At 65.6% G+C, this 21,733-nt stretch carries 18 protein-coding genes and 1 tRNA gene; 9 read left to right on the forward strand and 10 right to left on the reverse strand.

Annotated features, from left to right (window positions below):
- Nucleotides 1–18 precede the first annotated feature (18 nt).
- The gene (locus AC1DS3_RS02590) at nucleotides 19–498 is read right to left on the reverse strand and encodes an Lrp/AsnC family transcriptional regulator (protein ID WP_150987569.1); all 480 of its coding nucleotides are present in this window, start codon (nucleotides 496–498) and stop codon (nucleotides 19–21) included.
- A gap of 272 nt (nucleotides 499–770) precedes the next feature.
- Here AC1DS3_RS02590 and phhA point away from each other — a divergent pair, with 272 nt between their 5' ends.
- The 4 genes from phhA to AC1DS3_RS02610 all read left to right on the forward strand — a co-directional run bounded on the left by phhA (nucleotide 771) and on the right by AC1DS3_RS02610 (nucleotide 4,672).
- A complete protein-coding gene (phhA, locus tag AC1DS3_RS02595) occupies nucleotides 771–1,703 on the forward strand; it encodes a phenylalanine 4-monooxygenase (protein WP_477126642.1) in 933 nt (310 codons plus the stop codon).
- A gap of 147 nt (nucleotides 1,704–1,850) precedes the next feature.
- On the forward strand, nucleotides 1,851–2,168 hold the full coding sequence (locus AC1DS3_RS02600; RefSeq protein WP_253929198.1) for a 4a-hydroxytetrahydrobiopterin dehydratase: 318 nt from the start codon (nucleotides 1,851–1,853) through the stop codon (nucleotides 2,166–2,168).
- Between the two features lie 154 nt (nucleotides 2,169–2,322).
- The gene (locus tag AC1DS3_RS02605) at nucleotides 2,323–3,027 is read left to right on the forward strand and encodes a response regulator transcription factor (RefSeq protein WP_043350877.1); all 705 of its coding nucleotides are present in this window, start codon (nucleotides 2,323–2,325) and stop codon (nucleotides 3,025–3,027) included.
- 25 nt (nucleotides 3,028–3,052) lie between these two features.
- Complete coding sequence (locus AC1DS3_RS02610; RefSeq protein WP_441635826.1) at nucleotides 3,053–4,672, forward strand: sensor histidine kinase; 1,620 nt, start codon at nucleotides 3,053–3,055, stop codon at nucleotides 4,670–4,672.
- Between the two features lie 46 nt (nucleotides 4,673–4,718).
- Here AC1DS3_RS02610 and AC1DS3_RS02615 read toward each other — a convergent pair whose 3' ends face one another.
- Nucleotides 4,719–5,276 carry an SET domain-containing protein gene (locus AC1DS3_RS02615; RefSeq protein ID WP_441635828.1) on the reverse strand — a complete coding sequence of 186 codons (558 nt, stop codon included), beginning with the start codon at nucleotides 5,274–5,276 and terminating at the stop codon, nucleotides 4,719–4,721.
- Between the two features lie 1,424 nt (nucleotides 5,277–6,700).
- Between AC1DS3_RS02615 and AC1DS3_RS02620 the strand changes: the two genes are divergently transcribed.
- From AC1DS3_RS02620 to AC1DS3_RS02635, 4 genes are all read left to right on the forward strand, one after another.
- Complete coding sequence (locus AC1DS3_RS02620) at nucleotides 6,701–6,979, forward strand: HU family DNA-binding protein (RefSeq protein ID WP_006162250.1); 279 nt, start codon at nucleotides 6,701–6,703, stop codon at nucleotides 6,977–6,979.
- Nucleotides 6,980–7,217: 238 nt separating this feature from the next.
- Nucleotides 7,218–8,186: a DUF2272 domain-containing protein gene (locus AC1DS3_RS02625; RefSeq protein WP_477126634.1), complete on the forward strand. Its 969-nt coding sequence runs from the start codon at nucleotides 7,218–7,220 to the stop codon at nucleotides 8,184–8,186.
- 204 nt (nucleotides 8,187–8,390) lie between these two features.
- Nucleotides 8,391–9,155 (forward strand): class II aldolase/adducin family protein, encoded by a 765-nt coding sequence (locus AC1DS3_RS02630; RefSeq protein ID WP_441635832.1) that lies wholly within the window; start codon nucleotides 8,391–8,393, stop codon nucleotides 9,153–9,155.
- A gap of 47 nt (nucleotides 9,156–9,202) precedes the next feature.
- The gene (locus tag AC1DS3_RS02635) at nucleotides 9,203–10,186 is read left to right on the forward strand and encodes a 2-dehydropantoate 2-reductase (RefSeq protein ID WP_441635834.1); all 984 of its coding nucleotides are present in this window, start codon (nucleotides 9,203–9,205) and stop codon (nucleotides 10,184–10,186) included.
- A 241-nt stretch (nucleotides 10,187–10,427) separates the two neighbouring features.
- On the opposite strand, the gene rarD is transcribed toward AC1DS3_RS02635, so the two are convergent.
- Nucleotides 10,428–11,318 (reverse strand): EamA family transporter RarD, encoded by an 891-nt coding sequence (gene rarD, locus AC1DS3_RS02640; protein WP_441635836.1) that lies wholly within the window; start codon nucleotides 11,316–11,318, stop codon nucleotides 10,428–10,430.
- Between the two features lie 106 nt (nucleotides 11,319–11,424).
- Complete coding sequence (locus tag AC1DS3_RS02645) at nucleotides 11,425–12,558, reverse strand: TRAP transporter substrate-binding protein (RefSeq protein WP_477126635.1); 1,134 nt, start codon at nucleotides 12,556–12,558, stop codon at nucleotides 11,425–11,427.
- Nucleotides 12,559–13,035: 477 nt separating this feature from the next.
- On the opposite strand from AC1DS3_RS02645, the gene AC1DS3_RS02650 reads away from it, so the two are divergent.
- Nucleotides 13,036–14,757 (forward strand): carbohydrate porin, encoded by a 1,722-nt coding sequence (locus AC1DS3_RS02650; protein ID WP_441635838.1) that lies wholly within the window; start codon nucleotides 13,036–13,038, stop codon nucleotides 14,755–14,757.
- Here the strand turns inward: AC1DS3_RS02650 and AC1DS3_RS02655 are convergent.
- The 6 genes from AC1DS3_RS02655 to rsmB form a co-directional block, all read right to left on the reverse strand.
- The gene (locus AC1DS3_RS02655; RefSeq protein WP_441635871.1) at nucleotides 14,741–15,541 is read right to left on the reverse strand and encodes an aquaporin; all 801 of its coding nucleotides are present in this window, start codon (nucleotides 15,539–15,541) and stop codon (nucleotides 14,741–14,743) included. The two genes, AC1DS3_RS02650 and AC1DS3_RS02655, sit on opposite strands and share 17 nt — an antisense overlap.
- Nucleotides 15,542–16,095: 554 nt before the next feature.
- Nucleotides 16,096–16,171: transfer RNA gene (locus AC1DS3_RS02660), tRNA-Phe, on the reverse strand.
- A gap of 60 nt (nucleotides 16,172–16,231) precedes the next feature.
- Nucleotides 16,232–16,936, reverse strand: coding sequence for a response regulator (locus AC1DS3_RS02665; RefSeq protein ID WP_441635840.1), 705 nt, complete (start codon nucleotides 16,934–16,936; stop codon nucleotides 16,232–16,234).
- A gap of 52 nt (nucleotides 16,937–16,988) precedes the next feature.
- The gene (locus AC1DS3_RS02670) at nucleotides 16,989–19,457 is read right to left on the reverse strand and encodes a sensor histidine kinase (RefSeq protein ID WP_477126636.1); all 2,469 of its coding nucleotides are present in this window, start codon (nucleotides 19,455–19,457) and stop codon (nucleotides 16,989–16,991) included.
- Nucleotides 19,454–20,323 carry a DUF4390 domain-containing protein gene (locus AC1DS3_RS02675; protein WP_441635843.1) on the reverse strand — a complete coding sequence of 290 codons (870 nt, stop codon included), beginning with the start codon at nucleotides 20,321–20,323 and terminating at the stop codon, nucleotides 19,454–19,456. Before AC1DS3_RS02675 ends, AC1DS3_RS02670 begins: the two co-directional genes overlap by 4 nt.
- A gap of 19 nt (nucleotides 20,324–20,342) precedes the next feature.
- The gene (gene rsmB, locus AC1DS3_RS02680) at nucleotides 20,343–21,695 is read right to left on the reverse strand and encodes a 16S rRNA (cytosine(967)-C(5))-methyltransferase RsmB (RefSeq protein ID WP_441635845.1); all 1,353 of its coding nucleotides are present in this window, start codon (nucleotides 21,693–21,695) and stop codon (nucleotides 20,343–20,345) included.
- Nucleotides 21,696–21,733 lie beyond the last annotated feature (38 nt).

A 21,733-nucleotide genomic window follows, 5' to 3' on the forward strand; every position in this document is an offset into this window, starting at 1 on the left:
CTGCGAGCGATCCGCAGGCTAGCGCAAATGCGACAGTGGCAACGGCCCGTCGCGCTTGAGCGCGGTCAGCACGATGTTGGAACGCACGCTCTCCACGCCTGGCACGCGCATGAGCTTCTTCATCGTGAATTCGGCCAGCGTCGGCAGGTCGGGCACCATGATGCGCAGCAGGTAGTCGGCCTCGCCCGCCACGGAGTAGCACTCCTGCACTTCTTCCAGCAGCAGGATGTCCTCGCGGAAGCGCTCGACAATGGTGTCGCCGTGATGGGCCAGCTTGACGCTGGTGAACACCAGCACGCCAAGCCCGAGCGATGGCGGCGACAGCACCACGCGGTAGCCGGTGATCACGCCGTCGGCCTCCAGCCGCGCGAGCCGGCGCCCGATCTGGCTGGGTGAAAGATGAATGCGCTCGGCGAGCTGCTGGTGGGTGGACCGGCCGTCGGTCTGCAACGCCGCCAGCAGCGCGAGGTCGAATGGGTCGAGATTGATCATGGTCATGTCGCTTCGGTCGCGTTAGACGCGTTGGTCGAGTCGGAATCGCTTCTTGTTGTGCACTGGGCCTGCKGGTAGGAATGCTACCCCCGCCGCCGCCCGGCGGCGCGCCGGTTGTCACTGGCAGCGCACCCGCGCACATTTCCCGCAGACAATACCAAATTTTTGCGTACTTGACGCATCGCCTGACGAAACCAAGCCGTTTTTGCGGGCCATTTGCGTCACCTCCTCGCTAAACTGTGCGGTAAATCTGCAGGAGATAAAACATCATGGACGCAATGGCTACCGCCACCCACGCTGGCGACGCCCAGGCCAGCTTTTCCGGCACCCTGACCGACAAGCTCAAGGAACAATTCGACGCCGGCCTGCTGTCCGGCCAGGAATTGCGCCCCGATTTCACCATCGCGCAGCCGCTGGACCGCTATACGGACACCGACCACGCGGTGTGGGCCAAGCTCTATGACCGCCAGGCCTCGATGCTGCGCGGCCGCGTCTGCGATGAGTTCCTGCAAGGCCTGTCCACGCTGGGCATGGGGCGCGACCGCGTGCCCAGCTTCGACCAGCTCAACGAAACCCTGATGCGCGCCACCGGCTGGCAGGTGGTGGCGGTGCCCGGCCTGGTGCCGGATGCCGTGTTCTTCGAGCACCTGGCCAACCGCCGCTTTCCCGCCAGCTGGTGGATGCGCAAGCCCGAGCAGCTCGATTACCTGCAGGAGCCCGACTGCTTCCACGACGTCTTCGGCCATGTGCCGCTGCTGATCAACCCGGTCTTTGCCAACTACATGGAGGCCTACGGCAAGGGTGGGCTCAAGGCCGCCTCGCTGGGCGCGCTCGACATGCTGGCGCGGCTGTACTGGTACACCGTGGAGTTCGGCMTGATCCGCACGCCGGAAGGCCTGCGCATCTAYGGCGCGGGCATCCTGTCGAGCCAGGGCGAGTCGATCTACAGCCTGGACTCGGCCAGCCCCAACCGCATCGGCTTCGATGTGCGGCGCATCATGCGCACGCGCTACCGCATCGACACCTTCCAGAAGACGTACTTCGTGATCGACAGCTTCGATCAGCTGTTCGACGCCACCCGCCCCGACTTTGCGCCGCTGTATGAGGAACTGCGCACACAGCCCACGCTGGGCGCGGGCGACGTGGGGCAATCCGACCTGGTGCTCCAGCGCGGCTCGCGCGAAGGCTGGGCCGACAGCGACGACGTCTGACACGCGCTACCCGCGCGCGTCCTTTGTGAAACAATGACGGCGTGCCCGCTCCGCCCCCGCCTCGATGCACATCGCAAGGGCCGGGAGGCCGAGCAGGCGGGCCGGCATTGACCCTTGCCAACTTCCTTTTCGACCATCGAGCCCATCATGTCCCCTGCGCCTGTCGTGCCCCTAACGCTTGAAGAACGTGCGCCGCTGCTGGCCAGCCTGCCCGGCTGGAGCACGGTCGATGACCGCGACGCGATCCACAAGCGCTTCACCTTTGCCGACTTCAACGCCGCCTTCGCCTTCATGACGCGCGTGGCGCTGGCCGCGGAGAAGGCCGACCACCATCCGGAGTGGTTCAACGTCTACAACCGGGTCGACGTCACCCTGTCCACCCATGACGCCAACGGCCTGACCCGACGCGACACCGACCTGGCCGCCTTCATGGACCGCGCGGCGGCTTCGCTGGCGAAAGCCTGAGCACGCATGCGGCAAGCCGGGACACGCTGGAGACCGCTGGAGACTGTAGGCAGACCGAAAGCTCGCTGGTGGTCGTGCGCTGTACAATCGGTGGCTGACCGTTTGTAACTTTCGTTACTCTCCCGATTCCTTTCCAGCCTCCCAGCCTGCCACCATGCGTATCCTTCTGATCGAGGACGACCGTCAGATCGCCAGTGGCGTCGAAGCCGGCCTGGCCCAAGCCGGCCATCAGGTGCGCGTGGTGCACGATGGCGTCTACGCCACCGAGCACCTGCTGCGCGAACAACACGACCTGGTGATCCTCGACCTGGGCCTGCCCGGCATCGACGGCATGACCCTGCTGGCGCGCTACCGCGCCCGCAACCGCACCACGCCGGTCATCATCCTGACCGCGCGCGACGAGCTCGAAGACAAGCTCTCCGGCCTGAACGCCGGCGCCGACGACTATCTGGTCAAGCCCTTTGCCCTGCCCGAGCTGGAAGCGCGCGTGCGCGTCTTGCTGCGCCGCAGCCAGCACGGCGAGGCCGCGCCCGAGCGCGACGTGCGGCTCGGCCGGCTACGCCTGTCGGGCAACGACCGCCGCATGTTCATCGATGGCAAGCCGCTGGAGCTCTCGCCGCGCGAATTCGCCGTGCTGGAGTTGCTGCTGCAGCGCCAGGGCCGCGTGGTCAGCAAGGCGCAGCTGCAGGACCACCTCGCCACTTTCGCGCATCCCGCGGGGGAAGGCGGAGACACGGTCGGCGATACCGCCATCGAGGTCTACGTGCACCGCGTGCGCAAGAAGCTCGAAGAATGCGACGTGGAGATCGTAACCGTGCGCGGCTTCGGCTACCTGCTGCAGATCCGCGCCGGCACCTGACGCCGCGCCCAGGGAGAAGCCTGCCATGTGGCTGCGCCCACGTCCTCCCCAGCCTCCCAAGGCCCTGACCGACGCCGCCGCCGGCGCGTCCGGCAAAGCTGCAACCGCCGCCGCGACGCCATCCGCGCGCTCGGCCTCCACGCAAAGCCTGCGCGTGCACTTGCTGCGCGCGCTGGCCACGCCGCTGTTCGCGCTGGTGCTGACCAGCGGCTCGCTCTCCTACTGGCTGGCGGCGCACTACACCACGCAGGTATTCGACCGCGCCCTGTATGGCGTGGCCAACAATATCGCCCAGCAGATCCGCATTGCCGGCCCCCGGCTGGAGCAAGACATTCCGATGATTGCGCAGACGCTGGTCGAGGCCGAAGGCACCGACCGCATCTACTGGCGCATCCACGGCCCCGACGGGCTGATCGGCGGCATGGACACCTGGCTGGGCTACGGCACCGGGCAAACCTCGCTGCACGATGCGCGGCTCTTCTACGCCTGGTTCAGCGGGCGCCAGGTGCGCGCCGTGCGGCTGCCGGTCAACCTGCCCAGCCCGGCCTCGGATGAACTGGCCACCAGCGAGGCCGGGCGCGTCCCGCGCGGGCCCATCGTGGTGGAAGTGGCCGAACTGCTGGACCGGCGCGAGACCGCCGCCAACGAGATCCTGCTTTCGGTCTCCGTGCCGCTGATCCTGCTGCTGGTGGTGGGCAGCCTGATCCTCTCGCATGTGCTCAAGGAAGAGCTTGTGCCGCTGCAGATCCTCACCGACAAGCTCAATCGCCAGACGGCGCGCTCGCTGGCGCCGCTCGATGAAACGCAAGTACCGGCGGAAGTGGAGCCACTGATCCGCGCGCTCAACGCGCTGCTGGCCAGGCTGCGCGATGCGCTGGACGCGCAGCGCAAGTTCATCGCCGATGCCGCGCACCAGTTGCGCACCCCGCTCACCGCCGTCAAGCTGCATGCCGACCGCGCGGTGCAGTCGGCGGATCCCGCGGTGACGGACCACGCGCTGCGCGAGCTGCAATCGGCGGCCGACCGCGCGGTGCGCCTGTCCAACCAGCTACTCTCGCTGGCCCGCGCCGAGCCTGGTCTATCGCTGGAGCGGCTCGGCCCGATCGAGCATTTCGACCTGGCCACGCTGGCCTTCGAGACTGGCGCCGAGTGGGTGCCGCAGGCGCTGGCCCGCCAGATCGACCTGGGCTTCGAGACCTTGCCCGGCCCCACCTTTACCGGCGCGGCACCCTCCACGGTGCGCGGCAACCGCCTGCTGATGCGCGAAGCGCTCAGCAACCTGATCGACAATGCCGTGAAATATGTGCCGCCTGGCGGGCGCATCACCGTGCGCGCCGGCGGCGAGGCGCTCGGCCATCGCGGCATGGCGGTGGTGATGGTGGAAGACAACGGGCCTGGCATCGCGCTGGCGCGCCGCGAGGAAGTCTTCAAGCGCTTCTTCCGCGGCGACCATACGCCGGGGCCCAATGCGCCGGCGCAACCGCCCGGCGGCGCGGGCCTGGGTCTGGCGATCGTGCATGAAATCATCGGCCTGCATCACGGCACCATCCGCATCGAGGATGTGCCCGCCTCCGGGGAGGAGGCCGAGGTGCGCGGCATGCGCTTTGTGATCCGCATCCCGTGCGAGGCCGCAGGGACGGTCTGAGGCGGGACAAGCCGCGGCGCGGCTCGCCCTTCTCTTTTCCAGTGTTCTAGCTGGCCTTCTTTTCCTTCGGCGCCAGCATGGTGCCGCGGCATTTCGGGCTGCCGCAACGGCACTCGAACTCCTTCTTGAGCTTCTTGGTGTAGCGCGCGTCGATCACCAGCCCATAGTCATAGAACAGTTCCTCGCCGCCTGCGATGTCGCGCAGCGCGTGGATGAACACCCGCCCCTTTTTCTCGCGCGCCTCGCAATTGGGCTGGCAGGCGTGGTTGATCCAGCGCGCGCGGTTGCCGCCGAACTTGGCGTCGATCACGTCGCCGTCTTCCAGGCTGAAGTAGAAGGTATGGTTGGGATCCGCCGGATCGTGCGGATGGCGCTTGAGCGCCTCCTTCCAAGAAATGTGCTCGCCCTTGTATTCGATGATGCGCTCGCCCTCGGCAATCAGCGCGTTCGCATAAACGCCCTTGCCATGCACGCCCGAGCGGCGCACTTCGACGCGGTCGGACGCGGTCTTGCGCTTGCCTTCCTTCGGGCTCTTGACGCGCTTGGCGTCTTTCGCGTCAGTCCCTTCCTGCTTCAATTCCTCTTGCTTTGCCTGTTCCGCCATGTGCCATCCCGTATAGATCCGCCTGCCTGCCACCCCGCGTGGCTGCGCGCCGCCCCGGGCGCGATGGCGATGATACCTGCCCATATTGGCCGCGGCATCCCCTTGCCGGCAAATAGCCGCGTATACGGACAACGTGGGGCAACCCAGGGCAACCCGCCTGAACCTGCACACGTCAAGCCAGGTATACGACGCACTGGTTTACGGGGGAGGCCCACCATCAAGAACAGCCTTAATCAGCGCTTCGGTGTTTACGTATACGACCGCGACCGCGTTGATCGCCTGTGGATAACCCGGCAAAAATCTGGGGATAAAGACATGCAATTCATGTGGGCTGCCTGGGGTTGGCATGGGGATGCATCAGGCATAAGTCGGAGGGTTTCACCCGACCCCCTCCGCCAAATGGCTAAGTCATCCACGTCCGCCAACACCGGGTCCCACCACTTCTGCTTCTTGCAACGCACTGATTTAAAAAGCGTTTACAGAGTTATCCACAGAAAAGGCTGCCGTTTACCTACTACTACTATCTGTATACATTAAAGAAAGAAGTAAACAGAAAGGACTACGTCCGGCTACCGGTGAGCAAAAAGAACCCGGCAAAAATAAATGGCTGAAAAGCCGCTTCAGGCGTGGCTTCTTTTTTGAGCAGAAGGAATCCGCTGGCCACGGCACGGTTTACTGCCGTGTATCCATGGTTTTTTGATGAGAAGGATTGCGTATACGTCCGTAGGCTGGACGCGGACGTATACGCGACAAGGGCTGTCTGGCAGCGGCATACGTCGGCCCCGCCAGGCGCGTAAACGCGMATCGTTTGCCGCGTTGGCCAGCGCATGCATGAGGCGAATAGCCCTGGATTCCGGCTGCGCCTTGTCAATCGAGCGTCATGCACAATAGTGCATGCCCCTCCCTGGCGGCCCCTTGAGCCTCGCTGCTACGCTGCAATGGGTACGCAGTCCCCGCAGCTCGGCACCAGCGAAAGAATCTCCCACAGCGCCTGTCAGGCCCCTTTACGGGCAGGGATAGCCGCTGCGCGCCGGCCAACAGCCGTTGGCACGCGCCCAAGGCCCGGGCATCAGAGGGATTTCGCCCTCCGCGCACCGGGCTGCGCTTCTGCGATGCAATGCCCCTGAGAGGGCCTGCGGGGCGATTAGAGCCGTTTTTCAAGCGTGGATGCCCTCTGGGACACCTGGGTGCGTTAACTCGCCTGAGGCCCATCCTGACGCTGCCGAAGGCCCTGCTTATCTCCCCGAATCCCCACAAAGCCCCAGCCAGCGCGGCCTGGAGCGGGGTGCGCTGTAACAATCTGTTCCCGGTTGGCGTGGCCCGACACGGTATGATGTGGCCCGCGGCGCCTTTGCCGGCGCCGGTGCGCAGTGCGCCGGCCCAGCCAGGCGTCCTTGTTTTATCAACTCGACACGGAGTGAAGCATGACGAAAACCGAACTGATCGACGCCATCGCGGCCGGCGTGGACGGCCTGACCAAAGCCAAGGCAGAACAAGCGCTGAACGTGACGCTTGGCGCCATCATGGAAGCCGTGGCCAAGGGCGACACCCTGAGCCTGATCGGCTTTGGCACCTTCAGCCAGGGCGAGCGCGGCGAACGCATGGCGCGCAACCCGCGCACCGGCGAAGAAATCAAGGTCGAAGCCGCCAAGACCGTCAAGTTCAAGGCTGGCCAGAAGTTCAAGGACGCAGTGAACCAGTGAGTCCCGCGGGCGGTCTCGTGCCAGCCCAGTTGGATCAACCCCGCCGTGCCGCCACCAGTTGCCTGATGGCATGGGTGAGCGCCAGGCGGGGCGCGTTATCCACAGTGTTCGACCCGCGGTTATCCTGCCGCTTCGCGGTATACGCCGCATCCTCCGCCAGCCCGGTAAGATAGTGCCCTGTCGGCGCCTTCCCTCTGTAAATACAAGGGTCTAGGGCGTCCTGCTCAGTAGGCCTCTCATGCACCTTCGTTCGCCGCGCGGCAGATTTCCACAGCTTTATTCACAACGTTTCCCACAAAATTTTCCACAGGCACGAGGGCTTGGCCTGAGCCTGCTGATGACGCTCGCGCTGGTCTCCKGTTGCACCACGCCTTCTCCGCCCGCCCGGCCTCAGGCGACCCCCCTCCCCGATACGGAAAGAGCCGTGACAACGCCCGGCGCCACGCAGCGCCAGCGCATCGTCGAGATCGCCTGGCAGGAATGGCAGCGCTGGGGTGGCCAGACCGTGCGCCTGGGCCGCGACGACACCGCGTGCGTAGCCGATAGCCCGCTGCCCGCGCCGGTATTGCCCGGCATGCCGGTGGCGGGGGCCAATGAGGAGGGAGTGGATGCCGCGGACCGATCCGCCGATCGCGAGGAAGAAGAAAGCAGCGAGTCCGCCTGCCTGCACTTTCMCGATGGCACCGGCATGGAGGCCACGCCCCAGGGCTGCAAACTCGCCCAGCGCTATTGGGCCATCGTGGGCAAGGCTGTCACCTGCCGCCAGATCACCCAGGGAAACTGGGCCTGGTCCGCGGTGTTTATTTCCTGGGTGATGCGCAAGGCCGGCCTGGACGACCGCCAGTTCCTGACCGGCGATTCGCACTCGATGTACGTGGTGGACGCGCGCGACGGCATTTTGCCCGCGCCGGCRTTCCGCATCGAGCCGTTGCCCGCCATGCCCCGCCCGGGCGATGTGGTCTGCGCCGCGCGCGGGCGCGACAAGTACCTCGACAGCGCGGCCGAGATCGGCTTTGGCACCACGCCCATGCACTGCGACATCGTGGTCGAGGTCGACCCGGCGGCACGCCTGGTCAAGGCCATCGGCGGYAATGTCCAGCAATCGGTGTCGATGGAGCTGATCGAGCTCGGTGACTCCGGCATGATCGACAACGTCACCAACTCGCACATGCCGTGGCTGCTGATCATGCGTAACACGCTGCCTTGAGCCTGAGGCGTTGCTGGATGGCCTGCCCTCAGGCTGGCGCACGCGGGTAGCCCCGGCTTGACCAGTCCTGCAAAATCATTAACATGGTAATTAATCGGGCAGCGGCATGGTTTTTCCCGCGCTGGCATCCTGGCCCGACCCCACCTGAACCGCATTCCGAAAGCGCGCGCACCGACGCCGCGAGCAACGCGAGAGGAGACCTGCATGGCTGTAGCCAACTGTCATCCGGCGGAATGGGAGGCGCGCGTCAAGCTAGCCGCCTGCTACCGCATCTTCGACCGGCTGGGCTGGACCGAGCTGATCTACAACCACATCACCTTGCGCCTGCCGCCGGAGGCTGGCGGCGGTGGCAGCCATCCCCATTTCCTGATCAATCCCTTCGGCCTGCGCTATGCGGAAGTGACCGCTTCCAACCTGGTGAAGATCGATCTGGCGGGGCAGGTCATCGGCGAGAGCCGCTGGCCGGTCAACCCGGCCGGCTTCACTGTGCATGCGGCCATCCACGCCGGGATCCCGGGCGCGCACTGCGTCATGCATACGCATACCACGGCGGGCATGGCGGTCGCCTGTTCGGCGCAGGGCCTGTCGATGAGCAACTTTTACGCAGCGCAATTGTTCGGCAAGGTGGCCTACCATCCGTTTGAGGGCATCACCGTGCACGACGACGAAGGGCCGCGCCTGGTGCGCAATATCGGCGACAAGCCTGCCGTGATCCTGCGCAATCATGGCCTGCTGGCCTGGGGCGACAGCATTGCGCGTACCTTTTCCACGCTCTGGCTGCTCAACCGCGCCTGCGAGATCCAGCTGGCCACGCTGGCCATGGGGGCGGCGCTGCCGGTGCCCGAGGAGATTCAGCGCAAGTGCACGCGCGACTCGCTGCAGTTCAATCCCAAGTTTGGCGCGGGCGAAGATGTGTTCGCAGCACTGACGCGGGAAATTAACCACATCGATGAATCGTATCGTGATTAGTAATCATTGATTCGTCGCGGGAATAAACGTACAGGAACAAGGCAGTCATGACATCCCTATGCATCGTCGGCGCAGGCGCCGTCGGCGGCTTTATCGGCGCGCGGCTTGCCCGTTCCGGCCAGGCGCTGAACATACTGGCGCGCGGCCAGACGCTGGAGGCGCTGCGCTCGCAAGGCCTGACCCTGATCGAGGGCGAGCGCACCGAGACGTTTCCGGTCAATGGGCAAGGCGATCCCGCAGCGCTAGGTACGCAAGATGTGGTGATCCTGGCGGTGAAAGCCCCGGCGTTGCCACAGCTGGCGCAGACCATCGGGCCGCTGATCGGCCCTGATACGGTGGTGGTGACAGCGATGAACGGCGTGCCGTGGTGGTTCTTCGAGCGGCCCGGCCCGCATGCCGGGTTGTCGCTGCGCACCGTGGATCCGCAAGGTGCCATTGCGCGCGCCATCCCGGCCGCGCAGGTGATCGGCTGCGTGGTGCACCTGACCGCCTCCACGCCGGCCCCGGCCACTGTGCGCCACGGCTTTGGCGCGCGCTTGATCCTGGGCGCCGCGGGTGGCGCTACCGGCATGGCAGCCGGCAAGCTCGAGGCCGTGGCCAGCCTGCTCGCCAGCGGTAGCCTGGAGGTCGAGCGCAGCGCCGCGATCCAGCAGGACATCTGGTTCAAGCTGTGGGGCAATATGACGATGAATCCGGTCTCCGTGCTGACCGGCGCCACCTGTGACCGCATCCTCGACGATCCGCTGGTCAATCGTTTCTGCCTGGCGGTGATGGAAGAAGCTGGCGAGATCGGCGCGGTCATCGGTTGCCCGATTGCGCAGAGCGGCGAGGAGCGCAGCCAGGTCACGCGCAAGCTGGGCGCCTTCAAGACTTCGATGCTGCAGGATGCGGAGGCCGGGCGGCCGGTGGAGATCGATGCGCTGGTGGCATCGGTGCGGGAAATCGGCGAGCACGTCGGGATCGCGACCCCCAATATCGATGCGCTGCTGGGGCTGGTACGGCTGCATGCGCAAGTGCGTGGGCTTTACTGACCAGGTGTGTCCGGGTAACGGGGATTTGTATTCTTGCTACCAATCAAGAAGACTTATTTTTGTTTAGTTTAATAAATGGTAAGAATTATTTTGAGCTGGATTGCCAAGACTTGGCTCACTGCTCGCTGAGTGAACTGCCTCGAAGGCACGCAAGATATCCATGTGATGAATGTTTTATATTGGCGCCAAGTAAGATTCATAGTTGGTGCAAATATAAAGAGGCCTCTATGAGGCCCCTTTTTCACCCTTGCGTCGCCAGCTTCGCGCGCTGGCGCCCCGCCCATATCCCCTCGACCGCATAAACAACCAGCGATATCCAGATCATCGCGAAGCCGATCTGCTTGCTGGCCGGGAACGGCTCGTTCCAGAGCCATACGCCGAGCAGCAGCTGCAGCGTCGGGCCGGTGTACTGCAGCAGCCCCAGCAAGGACAGCGGGATACGCCGCGCGCCGGCCGCGAACAGCAGCAAGGGGACGGCGGTGACTGGCCCGGCAAGCAGCGCCAGCAACTGCACCCCGCCGCCCACCTCGGTGATGTCGGCCTGGCCCGTCGCGAACAAGTACGCCAGAGCGCTTGCCGCCAGCGGGAACAGCAGCATGGTCTCCAGCGAGAGGCCTTCCAGCGCGCCCAGCGTGGCCGTCTTGCGCAGCAGCCCGTAGCCGCCAAAGGTCGCGGCCAGCGCCAGCGCAATCCATGGTAACTGGCCCGCGGCTACGGTCAGCCAGACCACGCCTGCCGCAGCCAGCGCAATGGAGGCCCACTGGCCGGGACGCAGCCGCTCGTGCAGGAACAGCACGCCCAGCAGCACATTGAACAGCGGGTTGATGAAGTAGCCCAGGCTGGCGTCGACCACCCGGCCGTTCGATACCGACCAGATGTAGAGAAACCAGTTGCCGCTCAGCAGCAGCGCACTGGCGACGAAGCCGGCCAGCAGGCGCGGATTGGTCCAGACGCCGCGCAGCCAGCCCCAGTGGCGCCGCCAGGTCAGCACCAGCCCGAGGAACACCAGCGACCACACCATGCGGTGCAGCAGGATCTCCATAGGCGCGATGCCATGGAGGGATTTGATATAGAGCGGCAGCAAGCCCCAGATGATGTAGGCGAGCAGCGCGTAGATGATGCCAGTTTGCATGAAGAGTCCCAAGGAATCGGGGGATTCTACCGGCGTAAAAAAGCCCGTGCTGAGCACGGGCTTATGGTTGGCTTGCACCACCATCGCATGGATGGCGGCAGCGCGCTTACAGCTTGCGCGCGAAGCTGAACTGCGAAAATGCCTGCTCGGCCACGTTGAACCACGCTGCTTCGTTGTTGCGGAATACGCGCCAGTCGTCGTAGATCTTCTTGAACGACGGGTTCTTGGCGGTTTCCTCGGCGTAGGCGTCCTGGGTGGCCTTGAAGCAGGCTTCCATGATTTCCTTGGAGAACGGACGCAGCTTCACGCCGTTTTCCAACAGGCGGGCCAGCGCTTGCGGATTGACCGCGTCGTACTTGGCCATCATGTTGGTGTGGACTTCGATCGTGGCCGTTTCCAGCGCGCGCTTGTACAGCGCGGGCAGCTTCTCGTATTCGGTTGCCGACGAGTAGAAGGACAGCTGCGCGCTGCCTTCCCACCAGCCCGGGTAGTAGTAGTACGGGGCGACCTTGTAGAAGCCGAGCTTCTCGTCATCGTACGGGCCAACCCATTCCGCCGCGTCGATGGTGCCCTTTTCCAGTGCGGGATAGATGTCGCCGCCAGCGATCTGCTGCGGCACCACGCCCAGGCGCGACAGCACCACGCCGGCAAAACCGGCGATCCGGTACTTCAGGCCCTGCAGGTCGGCGACCGTCTTGATCTCCTTGCGGAACCAGCMGCCCATCTGCGCGTTGGTATTGCCGCCCAGGAAGTTGACGACGTTGTATTCCTTGAAGAATTCGCGCATCRGCTTCATGCCGTTGCCCTGCATCATCCAGGCGTTTTGCTGGCGCGAGGTCAGGCCGAACGGGACGGTGGTGTCGAAGCACAACGTCGGGTTCTTGCCGAAGTAGTAGTAGCCGGCGGTGTGGCCGATCTGGACGGTATTGTTCTGCACGGCGTCCAGCACCTGCAGGCCCGGCACGAGTTCGCCGGCGGCGAAGACCTTGATGTTGAATTTGCCGTCGGTCAGTTCCTTGACCCGTTGCGACAGCAGCTCGGCGCCACCGTAGATGGTGTCAAGCGACTTGGGGAAGCTCGAAGCCAGGCGCCATTCCACGGCCGGATTGCTGCCGATCACGGCCGGTGCGCTGGCACCGGCGGCGGCCGGCGCGGCGGCCTTTTCTTCCTTGCCGCACGCGGCCAGCGCACCCGTGGCGGCCACGGCCGATGCCTTCAACAGAAAGGAACGACGTTCCATGACTTCTCCTCTTTTATAGATTTTTAGTGCGGCAGCAGGGGGGGGCACGCCCGCGTCATGCGCGGGCATTCCGCTCTGCACCGAGACGCGCAAGCAGCCGGGGTAAAGCCACCGCGCAACAATGAGCCTGTTACGGAGACACGCCAGGAATGTGGCGTATCCTGGCATGCCTTCGTAACAGGCTCGGGGGCCGGTCCGTACCCGTCGGACAGGCCAGATGATTATAGCGGTGGCCCTTTCGCCACGGGGGGCCGTGCAAGTGCGGGTTTTCGCTAGGAAAGTGCAGATTCAGCGGCTGCTGTACATCGTCCTGTCATCCCGCTCCGCTCCCATTGGCATGGCCGCACCGTCGCGTGCCAGATGGCGCAAGCGATGTATTCCATATGGTGAGAAGGACGCCTCGCCGCGGATTTTGTAACCCCGCTTGCGGTCCAATCGGTCGACTGTTAAAAAATCACGCCTTACTGGTCCCGCCCTATGTTGTTTGCCGTTTCGCCCGCTTCCGGCCGCCTGCCGGCGCTCCGCTCGCGTTGCCTCGCCGTTGCCGTGCTGGCCGCCTGGGGACTGAACGCGTGCGCGCAGACCGGGCCTGACCTGGCGGCAGCCGATGTGCCAGCCACGCCCACGATGCCGCAGCGTCCGGCTCCCCCGCCTGGCGCCGACCCGCTGGCAGCGTTGATTGCGGACGAACAAGCGGCTGCGGCACCGGCATCCGGCGACACTCCGGCTGCGGCTGTCGCGCAGGAAGCGCCCAAAGTCGCCGCTGCGGATGGTGCTTCGCCCGCCCCTACCCCCGCCCTGCCAGAGCCGCCCCCGCCTGCTACCTGGGCCAATGCCGGCCTGGATGACAACGGTAACGAGCTCGCCGGCCCGCCCGATCCACCCTTGCCCCCGGAGCCGGTTGTCGCGCCTCCCCCGCCCGTCGTGCTCTTTCCCAAGCGCCTTGGCGAGTTCGTGGCGGAGGCCGTGCCGAAGGTCGCCACGCCCGCCGAGGGCGAAGTCGCCGACACGCCGGCCAGCGCCGACGAAAGCTATGCGCTGGTGTCCCAGCTGCCCGCCGATGATCCTGCCGGCAACCAGGTCTGGCGCCTCAGCTACAGCGGGCGCGCCGCGTATGACGATCGCACCACCGCCACCCGTGCCTGCGCTGGCGGCGGCACCTTGTCCACCGGCATCGGCGGCGGCCTCGCGTGCCGCAGCACCGGCGAGGTCAAGGTCAAGGAGTCCCTGTTCTCGCTCGACGGCGGTGCGCAGGTGCAACTGGTGGCGCAGGCCAAGGGGACCGATGCCACTTCGATCAATGGCCGCCCGGCCGCAGTCGATCCCTATGCCCTGCTGCCGCAGATCTATACCTCGGTCAGCGGGCTGTCGGTGCTGGACGGCGCCACGATGTGGGCCGGCCGGCGCGAGAGCTCATCGTTCCTGATGTCGTCGGGGCTGCTGCCGCCTACGTCGCCGGCGATGCGTTTCGGCGTGGATAACGCCCGCTTTGGCGACATCGCGCTCAACTACCAGTACACCGCGCGCAATGACCTGAATGGCGCCAACCTGCCGAGCTATCACTCGCTGCGTACCGCGCCCATCGCCACCAATGAGAAAGGCTCGGTGCAACTGGGCTATACGCGGGTGGAAGCGCAGCCGCTGATCCAGCAGACCGGCAGTGCGTGGTGGGTGTCGGCCATGCATGAGCAGCAAGGCGTGCTCGCCGGCACCAACCGCTTCGGCATGCAGTTTGGCGAGGGCAGCCGTAACGCGTTGACCGGCTACACCGGCATGGGGCCCGCCTTGTCGCGGGTACGCGTGGCCGAATCGATGGAGTGGAAGCAACGCTCGGGGCTGGGCCTGGCGGGCTCGGTCGAGTCCAGCATGCAGTTCGACCGCTCGCCGGTGGGCACGCTGCAATGGATGGCCACGCGTGTGCGCCCCGCCTATATCGCCAGCGACCAGTTCAAGCTGACCTTCGAAGTGGCGCACGACCAGATCTCTTCGGGCTTCGGCGCCAGTGGACAGCGCACGGCGGTGACCGTGGCGCCTACCTTCACGCTCGGCAAGGCGGCCGGCAATGCCAACCTGCGCGCCTTCTACACCTACAGCAGGGCCAACGACGTGGACGGCATCGCCTTTTCCTCACCCACCGATACCTGGGCTTCGCAGACCTCGGGCTCAATCTTCGGCGTGCAGCTCAATCGCCGCTGGTAGGCGCAATAGCGGCTGCGGCTGCTCGTCGCCATGGCGCCTTGCGCGTGAGCGGCGCGCGGCCCGGCAGCACCGCCGGTGCTCGCAGCAGCCAGTGGAAGACCAGCGTGGCGCTCAGCCCGCCCGCTAGCTGCGCCAGCACGAAGCCCGGCACATCGATGGCGCGAATGCCGGTGAAGGTTGCCGTCAGCGCGCACGCAAGGGTCAGCGCCGGGTTGGCGAATGACGTCGATGCCGTGAACCAGTACCCCGCGGTGATATAGCCCGCCACCGCGAACGGCACCAGCCCGGGCCGGCTGCGCCCGGTGCCGATTGCTATGCCGATGAGGCCAAAGGTGGCAACAAACTCGCTCCACCACATCGATGGCCCGGTACGGCTTTGCGCCGACCAGGCCAGCATCGGCTCGCCAAACATCGCATGCGCGCAGGCGACCCCTGCGATGGCGCCGCCCATCTGCACCAGGCCGTAGCGCCAGGCATCGCGCGCCGGCAGCGCGCCGCGCACCATCGCCGAGAGCGTGACGACGGGGTTGAAGTGCCCACCCGAGACCGGTCCCAGCGCGAGCAACAATGCAATCAGCCCGCCGCCCGTGGCCAGCGAGTTCGCCAGCAAGGCCAGCGCGACATTGCCGCCGGCCAGCTGCTGCGCGCGAATGCCCGAACCCACCACCACCGCCACCAGCAGCGCCGTGCCGAGTCCTTCCGCGACCAGGCGCTGACAGAGCGTGCTCGCAGCCGCAGGTACGCTTGCGCTGTGCGGTTCGGCAGCGTGGACCGGGGCKGCCATGGTATCGGGGGAAGGCGCGTGCATCGGGTTTGCAGTGATGGGCGGGAGCGCGCAGTGTTTCGTCTTTCGCCTTGCAGCGTCAATGCATGCTTGGGTAGTTTTGAATGAACCGGTGGTATCGAATGCTTGGYGTGCTTTGCTGAATCGCGATCGGGATGGCATGGATGGTGACATGACATCGCGAAAATCGGAGGTCAGGACCCAATGCGAAAAGCGGATTTTGGGGGTAATTGGCGCAATGCCGATAATCGCGGGCGCGATGGCACTGGACAGACGAATTCGTGCCTGAACATTAGGCGGCGACAGGTGATATTGCAAGGGTTTGCGCGCGTGGGGCGAGGCCGCCGCAACGGAGGTGATAGACGCGTCCAGGCCGTGTTCCAAGCGGCTAAATGCGTGGGATGAGGGGGTAGGGTCTAGCGCTCAGGGCTGGGCCTTTCAGACGCGCCGGAAGAAGGCCCTGCAAGGCAGCGATGAAACGATGGCCACAATGGGATGTGGTCACAATGAAAAAAGCCCAAGACCTTTTCAGATCTTGGGCTTTTTCGTAATGCTGGTGGCCTGGGACGGAATCGAACCGCCGACACAAGGATTTTCAATCCYCTGCTCTACCGACTGAGCTACCGGGCCAAAGAAGCGAAACTATAACAGCGCTTTTCGACCCGGTCAAGCGCTGCGTGCATCACCGCATCATTGTTCCGCAGGTTCCGGCTTGTTGCGGCCGAGTTCCACGCCAAGCTGCTTGAGCTTGCGGTACAAGTGGGTGCGCTCGAGGCCGGTTTTCTCGGCGACGCGGGTCATGCTGCCGTGCTCGCGCAGCAAGTGGTATTCGAAGTAAGCGCGCTCGAACAGGTCGCGTGCTTCGCGCAGCGGCATGTCGAAAGAGAAATGCATCTCGGCTTCGGGCAAGCGTTGCGGGCTGCCATTGGCGGCCTCGGCGGCGCTTTCCGCGGCAATCGCCGCCGTGCCCTCGCCATTGCCGTTCGCGGCGAGTGCCGCGGCTGCGGCCACGCCCGAGCGCGGACGCTCGATGCCACGCGCCAGGCCCTGCTCGACTGCCGAGAGCAGCTTTTGCAAGGCAATTGGCTTCTCGAGGAAATTGAGCGCGCCAATCTTGGTTGCCTCCACCGCGGTATCGATGGTTGCGTGTCCCGACATCATGATGACGGGCATGGAGAGCAAGCCTTGGGCCGACCACTCCTTGAGCAGCGTGACGCCGTCGGTATCGGGCATCCAGATGTCAAGCAGCACCAGGTCTGGCGTATTGCCGGCACGGTACTCGCGCGCTTTCTGCGCGTTTTCTGCCACTTCGACCACATGGCCTTCGTCGCTGAGGATTTCCGAGAGCAACTCCCGGATACCCATTTCGTCGTCGACTACGAGGATGGTTGCCATACTTCCCCTCTTGACCCCACCGCGGCTTGCCGGGTTCGGGGCCGCACATTGACTATGCCAGTTTAACGAACAGGATGGAGATCTGCGCCCCGATGATGTCGGAGCCCTCCATGCGATTGCGCAACTCGATGCGTGCGCCGTGTTCGTCAATGATCTTCTTCACCATCGCAAGACCCAGGCCTGTTCCTTTGGCCTTGGTGGTCACATACGGCTCGAACGCGCGACTAAGGATACGCGGAGCGAAACCGGGACCGTTATCCGCAATGGTGAGCTTGACGGCCTGCCGGTCTTCGCCGGCAGAATCTTTGTATTCTACAGTCTCGGTGTGCAGAGCGATATGGGGCGCCGCCCTAGCCGCGCCGAGGTTGTCCGCCACCGCATCCTGCGCGTTTTGCAGCAGGTTGTGAATCACCTGGCGCAGCTGGGTCGGATCGCCCTTGATTTCGGGCAGGCAGGCGGCCAGCGCCGGATGGATCACGGCATGCTCGTGCGCGCCGGTGTCGTCGATGCCGTAGAGATGCAGCACTTCGGCAACCAGGCCGTTGAGCTGCAGTGACTGCAACAGCGCAGGCGGCGTGCGGGCGTAGTCACGGAAGTCGTCGACCATGCGCTTCATGGCCTGCACCTGGTTGACGATGGTGGTGGCGCCGCGCTTGAGCACGTCGACGTCGGCGCCCTCCAGTTTGGGCGAGAGCTTCATCTGCAGGCGCTCAGCCGAGAGCTGGATCGGGGTCAGCGGATTCTTGATCTCATGCGCGAGGCGCCGTGCCACTTCGCCCCACGCCACCGAGCGTTGAGCGGAAATCACATCGGAAATGTCGTCGAACACCACCACGTAGCCAGGTTCGTCGCGCTCGTCGCCGTGCCCGCCCGGCAGGCGCGCGCCGCGCACCAGCAGTGTGAGCGCTTGTTCCTCGTCGCTCTGCGGCAGCTCGATCTGCTTTTGCCAGTGCTGCGCGCCGCCCAGCATTTCACTGGTGCTCTGCTCGGAGAAGGCCTGCCGCACGATGTCGCCGAACTCGCCGAGGGCCGGGATGCTGTCGATGGGCTGGCCCAGCGCGCCGGAAAACGGCTGGCGGAAGATGCGCTCGGCCCCGGGATTGGCGGTGATCAGCACAAAGCGGCGATCGAACACGAACACGCCGGCGGTGAGGTTCTGCAGCACGCTCTCGAGATACGCCGTCGATTTCTCGAGCGCGCTGCGGTTCTGCTCCACCGCGATGCGCGCTTCCGACAGCTGGCGCGTCATCATGTTGAACTGCTGGGTCAGCATGCCGAGCTCGTCGCGGCTCTTGAGCTCGCGTTTGGGCGAGAGGTCACCCTCGGCCACTTCCTTGGTCCCTTGCAGCAACATCAGCAGCGGCCGCGCCAGCTGCCCGCCGAGCAGCAGCGCCAGCATCACGGCAATGAACACCGCGAGGAACAGCGTGAGCGTCAGCGTGCCGATATACATCTTGCGCAGGCCGGTGCGGCCGAGCGCCTTTTCCTGGTACTCCTGGTAGGCGCGCTGGACTTCGTCGGCATTGCGCGCCAACGCTGCCGGCACCGGATGCACGACCTGCAGGTAGCGCTCCTCGCGCACGGTGTCGCCCACCAGCCCAAAGCCGGACGATGCGGCGTCCTCGGGGCGGCGCTCGACAGACAGCCCCGATCCGGCCCAGCGGCCGGCACCATTGAGGCCCGGCTTGCCCGCGGGCCGGCTGGCGCTATCCGCGGTTGGGGGTGCGTCGGTTTGCGCGGTGGGCGCGGGGCCCAGCGGCACGATGACGCGCAGCCGGTACAGGTGGGAGCCATCGGTACGCTCGGGCTGGTGATGGCTATCGACGGATGAATCGGTGCCCCCTTCCACCGCGGCATAGCCGCCGGCCAGCCGCGCCTGCTCGGCCAGCACGCCAGAGGGCAGGTCCGGCACCAGCGACGCATAGTTGCTCGACGCCGTGGCGATCACGCGGCCGCTGCCGGTAAAGATGGCGGCTTCCTGCACGCCGTATTGCTCGCGCAGCCGGTTGAGCTGCAGCGAGGTGGCGACATTGGGCGAGCTGGTGAGCTGGTCGGCCATTAGCCGCGCCTTGCCTTGCAGGTCCGACAGCGAGCTGTCGATGGTGGAGCGGCCAAGGTTGAGGCCGGCCTCGAGCGCGGTCTCGACGCGAACGTCGAACCAGGACTCGATGCTGCGCGAGACGAACTGCAGCGACACCAGGTAGATCAGCACGCCGGGCAGCACGCCCACCACGCCGAAGAACACGGCGAGCTTGGTCATCAGCCGCGTGCCGAACTTGCCGCGGCGGTAGCGCAGCCACAGGGTCAGCGCCAGCGCGCCGATGATCAGCACCAGCAGGATGCCGATCACCAGGTTGATCTTKAACAGCAGCGTGAAGTACCGATCGAAGAATTCGGTATTGGCCGAGGCGCCGGCGAGCAGTGCTACCAGCACCAGCGCCAGGAACACGATGATGCCCGCCACGACGCGGTAAAGCACGCGCCGGAACCGGCTGTCCCACAGGCTGGGGGGCACGCTCATGGCTGGCCCGCGGCCGGCTGCACCAGGGTGGTGGGAGAGAGCACGGTCGATACGGTCTGCGCGAACGGCACCGCACGCGTTTCGCCGGCCACCGCGGCGGACGCGGCAGACGCCGGCGCCGGCACAGGCACCAGTTGCGGCGGTGGCGCTGGCGCGGGCGGCGGCGGGAATTCGCTCGGCACGGTGAAGTTGAAGCGCCGCCATTCCGATGCCAGGTTCCACTCGCGGGTGTTGACGGCGTTGATCTGGAATGGCTTGGGCAGTTGCGTCAGGTCCAGGCGCATGCGCGCCTCGGCCTGGTAGGTCTCGCCCGGCTTGACCATGCTGCGCTCGAACACGCGCCAGCCCCGCACGCGCTGGATGAACTGCAGCGCGCCCTTCAGGCGCATGAACGGCAATTGCAGGCCGCCGGTCGACACACGGTACTGGCGCGTGAGCGGATGGTAGGACAGCCGCACGCTGCGGCTGGCATTGACGGGTTTTTCATCGAACCAGTACCAGCGTGGGCGGGTGAGCTGGAAATCGACGACGAAATACAGCGAGATGCCTTTGTTGAGCGCGTCTTCAAGCGGCGGCGGCAGATCGAAATCGAAACTCGCGGCCAGGTCGAAGCCTCCGTCCTGGTACTCGATGCGGGCCTCGTTGACTTCAATGCCGTCGGCGCGGGCCGTGCCCGGCAGCGCGACCAGCGTCATCAGGATACCGAGCACGATCGTCGCTGCGAGCCACCACGACGCCAGCCGCGCGCGCACGCTGCATATCGGGCCGGCGCCGGCTACTGAAGCAGCTGCCCGAGCTGCAGCAAGGGGCACGCACGCACTGTCGTCTGGGACGCGAAGGACGAACAAGCGAAGCGGGTTCGGCATTGGGATCGATTGGGATCGGTCAGGGTCGTTTCTGGAAACGGGCGTAGAAGAAGCCATCGTGATCGGTGGGCAGGCCTTCCTGGCTGCCATTTCCGCCACCGGCCAACTGATCCTTGCTACCCGGCAGCATCTGGCCGGGCGCTTGCAATCGTATCGCATCTGGTAGCTGTGCACCAAACCAGCGCGCCTGCTCTTCGTTCTCCGTTGGGAAAATTGAACAGGTGACATAGACCAGGATGCCGCCCGGCTTGAGCAGATTCCAGAGCTGCGACACGATGCGCCGCTGCTCGGTGACCAGCCGGGGGATATCCACCTCGCGGCGCAGCCAGCGGATGTCCGGGTGGCGGCGCACGATGCCCGAGGCGGAGCACGGCACGTCAGCCAGGATGCGGTCGTACTGGCGGTTGTCCCACCAGTCCTGCGGGCGGCTTGCGTCGCCTACCACCACGGTGGCTTGCTGGCCCAGGCGCGCAAGGTTCTCGTCGATGCGGGTGGCGCGCTGCGCATCGCTCTCCAGCGCGGTGACTTCCACGTTGGCGAGTTCAAGGATGTGGCCGGTCTTGCCGCCGGGCGCGGCGCACGCATCGAGTACGCGCTGGCCGTCGGCCAGGTCCAGCAGCGGAGCGGCCAGTTGCGCGCCGGCGTCTTGCACCGAGACATCGCCCTCGGCAAACCCGGGGATCTGCGACACGGGAAACGCGCGCACCAGCCGCACGGCCTGCGGGCCGATGGCCACGCCCGCCATGCCGGCATTGAGCACGCGCTTGAGGTAGTCAGGCACCGAGACCCGCGCCGTATTGACGCGCAGGGTCATGGGCGGGCGCACATTGGCACTCTCGGCCAGCGCGGTCCACTGGTCCGGGTACGCCTTGCGCAGCGCATCCAGCCACCATGCGGGCAAGTTCCAGCGTGCTTCGTCGTCCTGGCGCACCTCGGCCAGCAGTGCCTTGCGTTCACGCAGGAAACGGCGCAGCACGGCGTTTACCAGCCCGCGCGCGTGCGCGGTCTTGGGCTCGGAGGCTGCCGCGCTGACGGCCTGGTCGACCACGGTGAACTCGGTATAGCCCCCTTCTCCCTGCTCGTCCTCGACCAGCAACGCCAGGGCCACGGCCAGCAGGGAGTCCACCAGCGCGCCGGGCGGCCGGGTCACCAGCTTGGTGACCAGCGCGCGCGCCGTGCCGAACTGGCGCATGGTGCGGTAGGCCAGGTCCTGCAGGGCGCCACGCGTGGCGGCGTCGCGCACGCGGTCCAGGCGGTACTGGGCGGCGGCGTTCTCGATGGCCAGTGGCAGCGCGCTGCCTTCGTTGACGCCGCGTACGGCAGCCGCGGCGGCGAGCATCTGGAAAGCGAGGGATTCGTGTTGCAGGCGCATGACAGTGGGGCAGTGAGACGGTAAAACGGGGTGGCAGG

Source organism: Cupriavidus sp. 01L46, assembly GCF_056399905.1.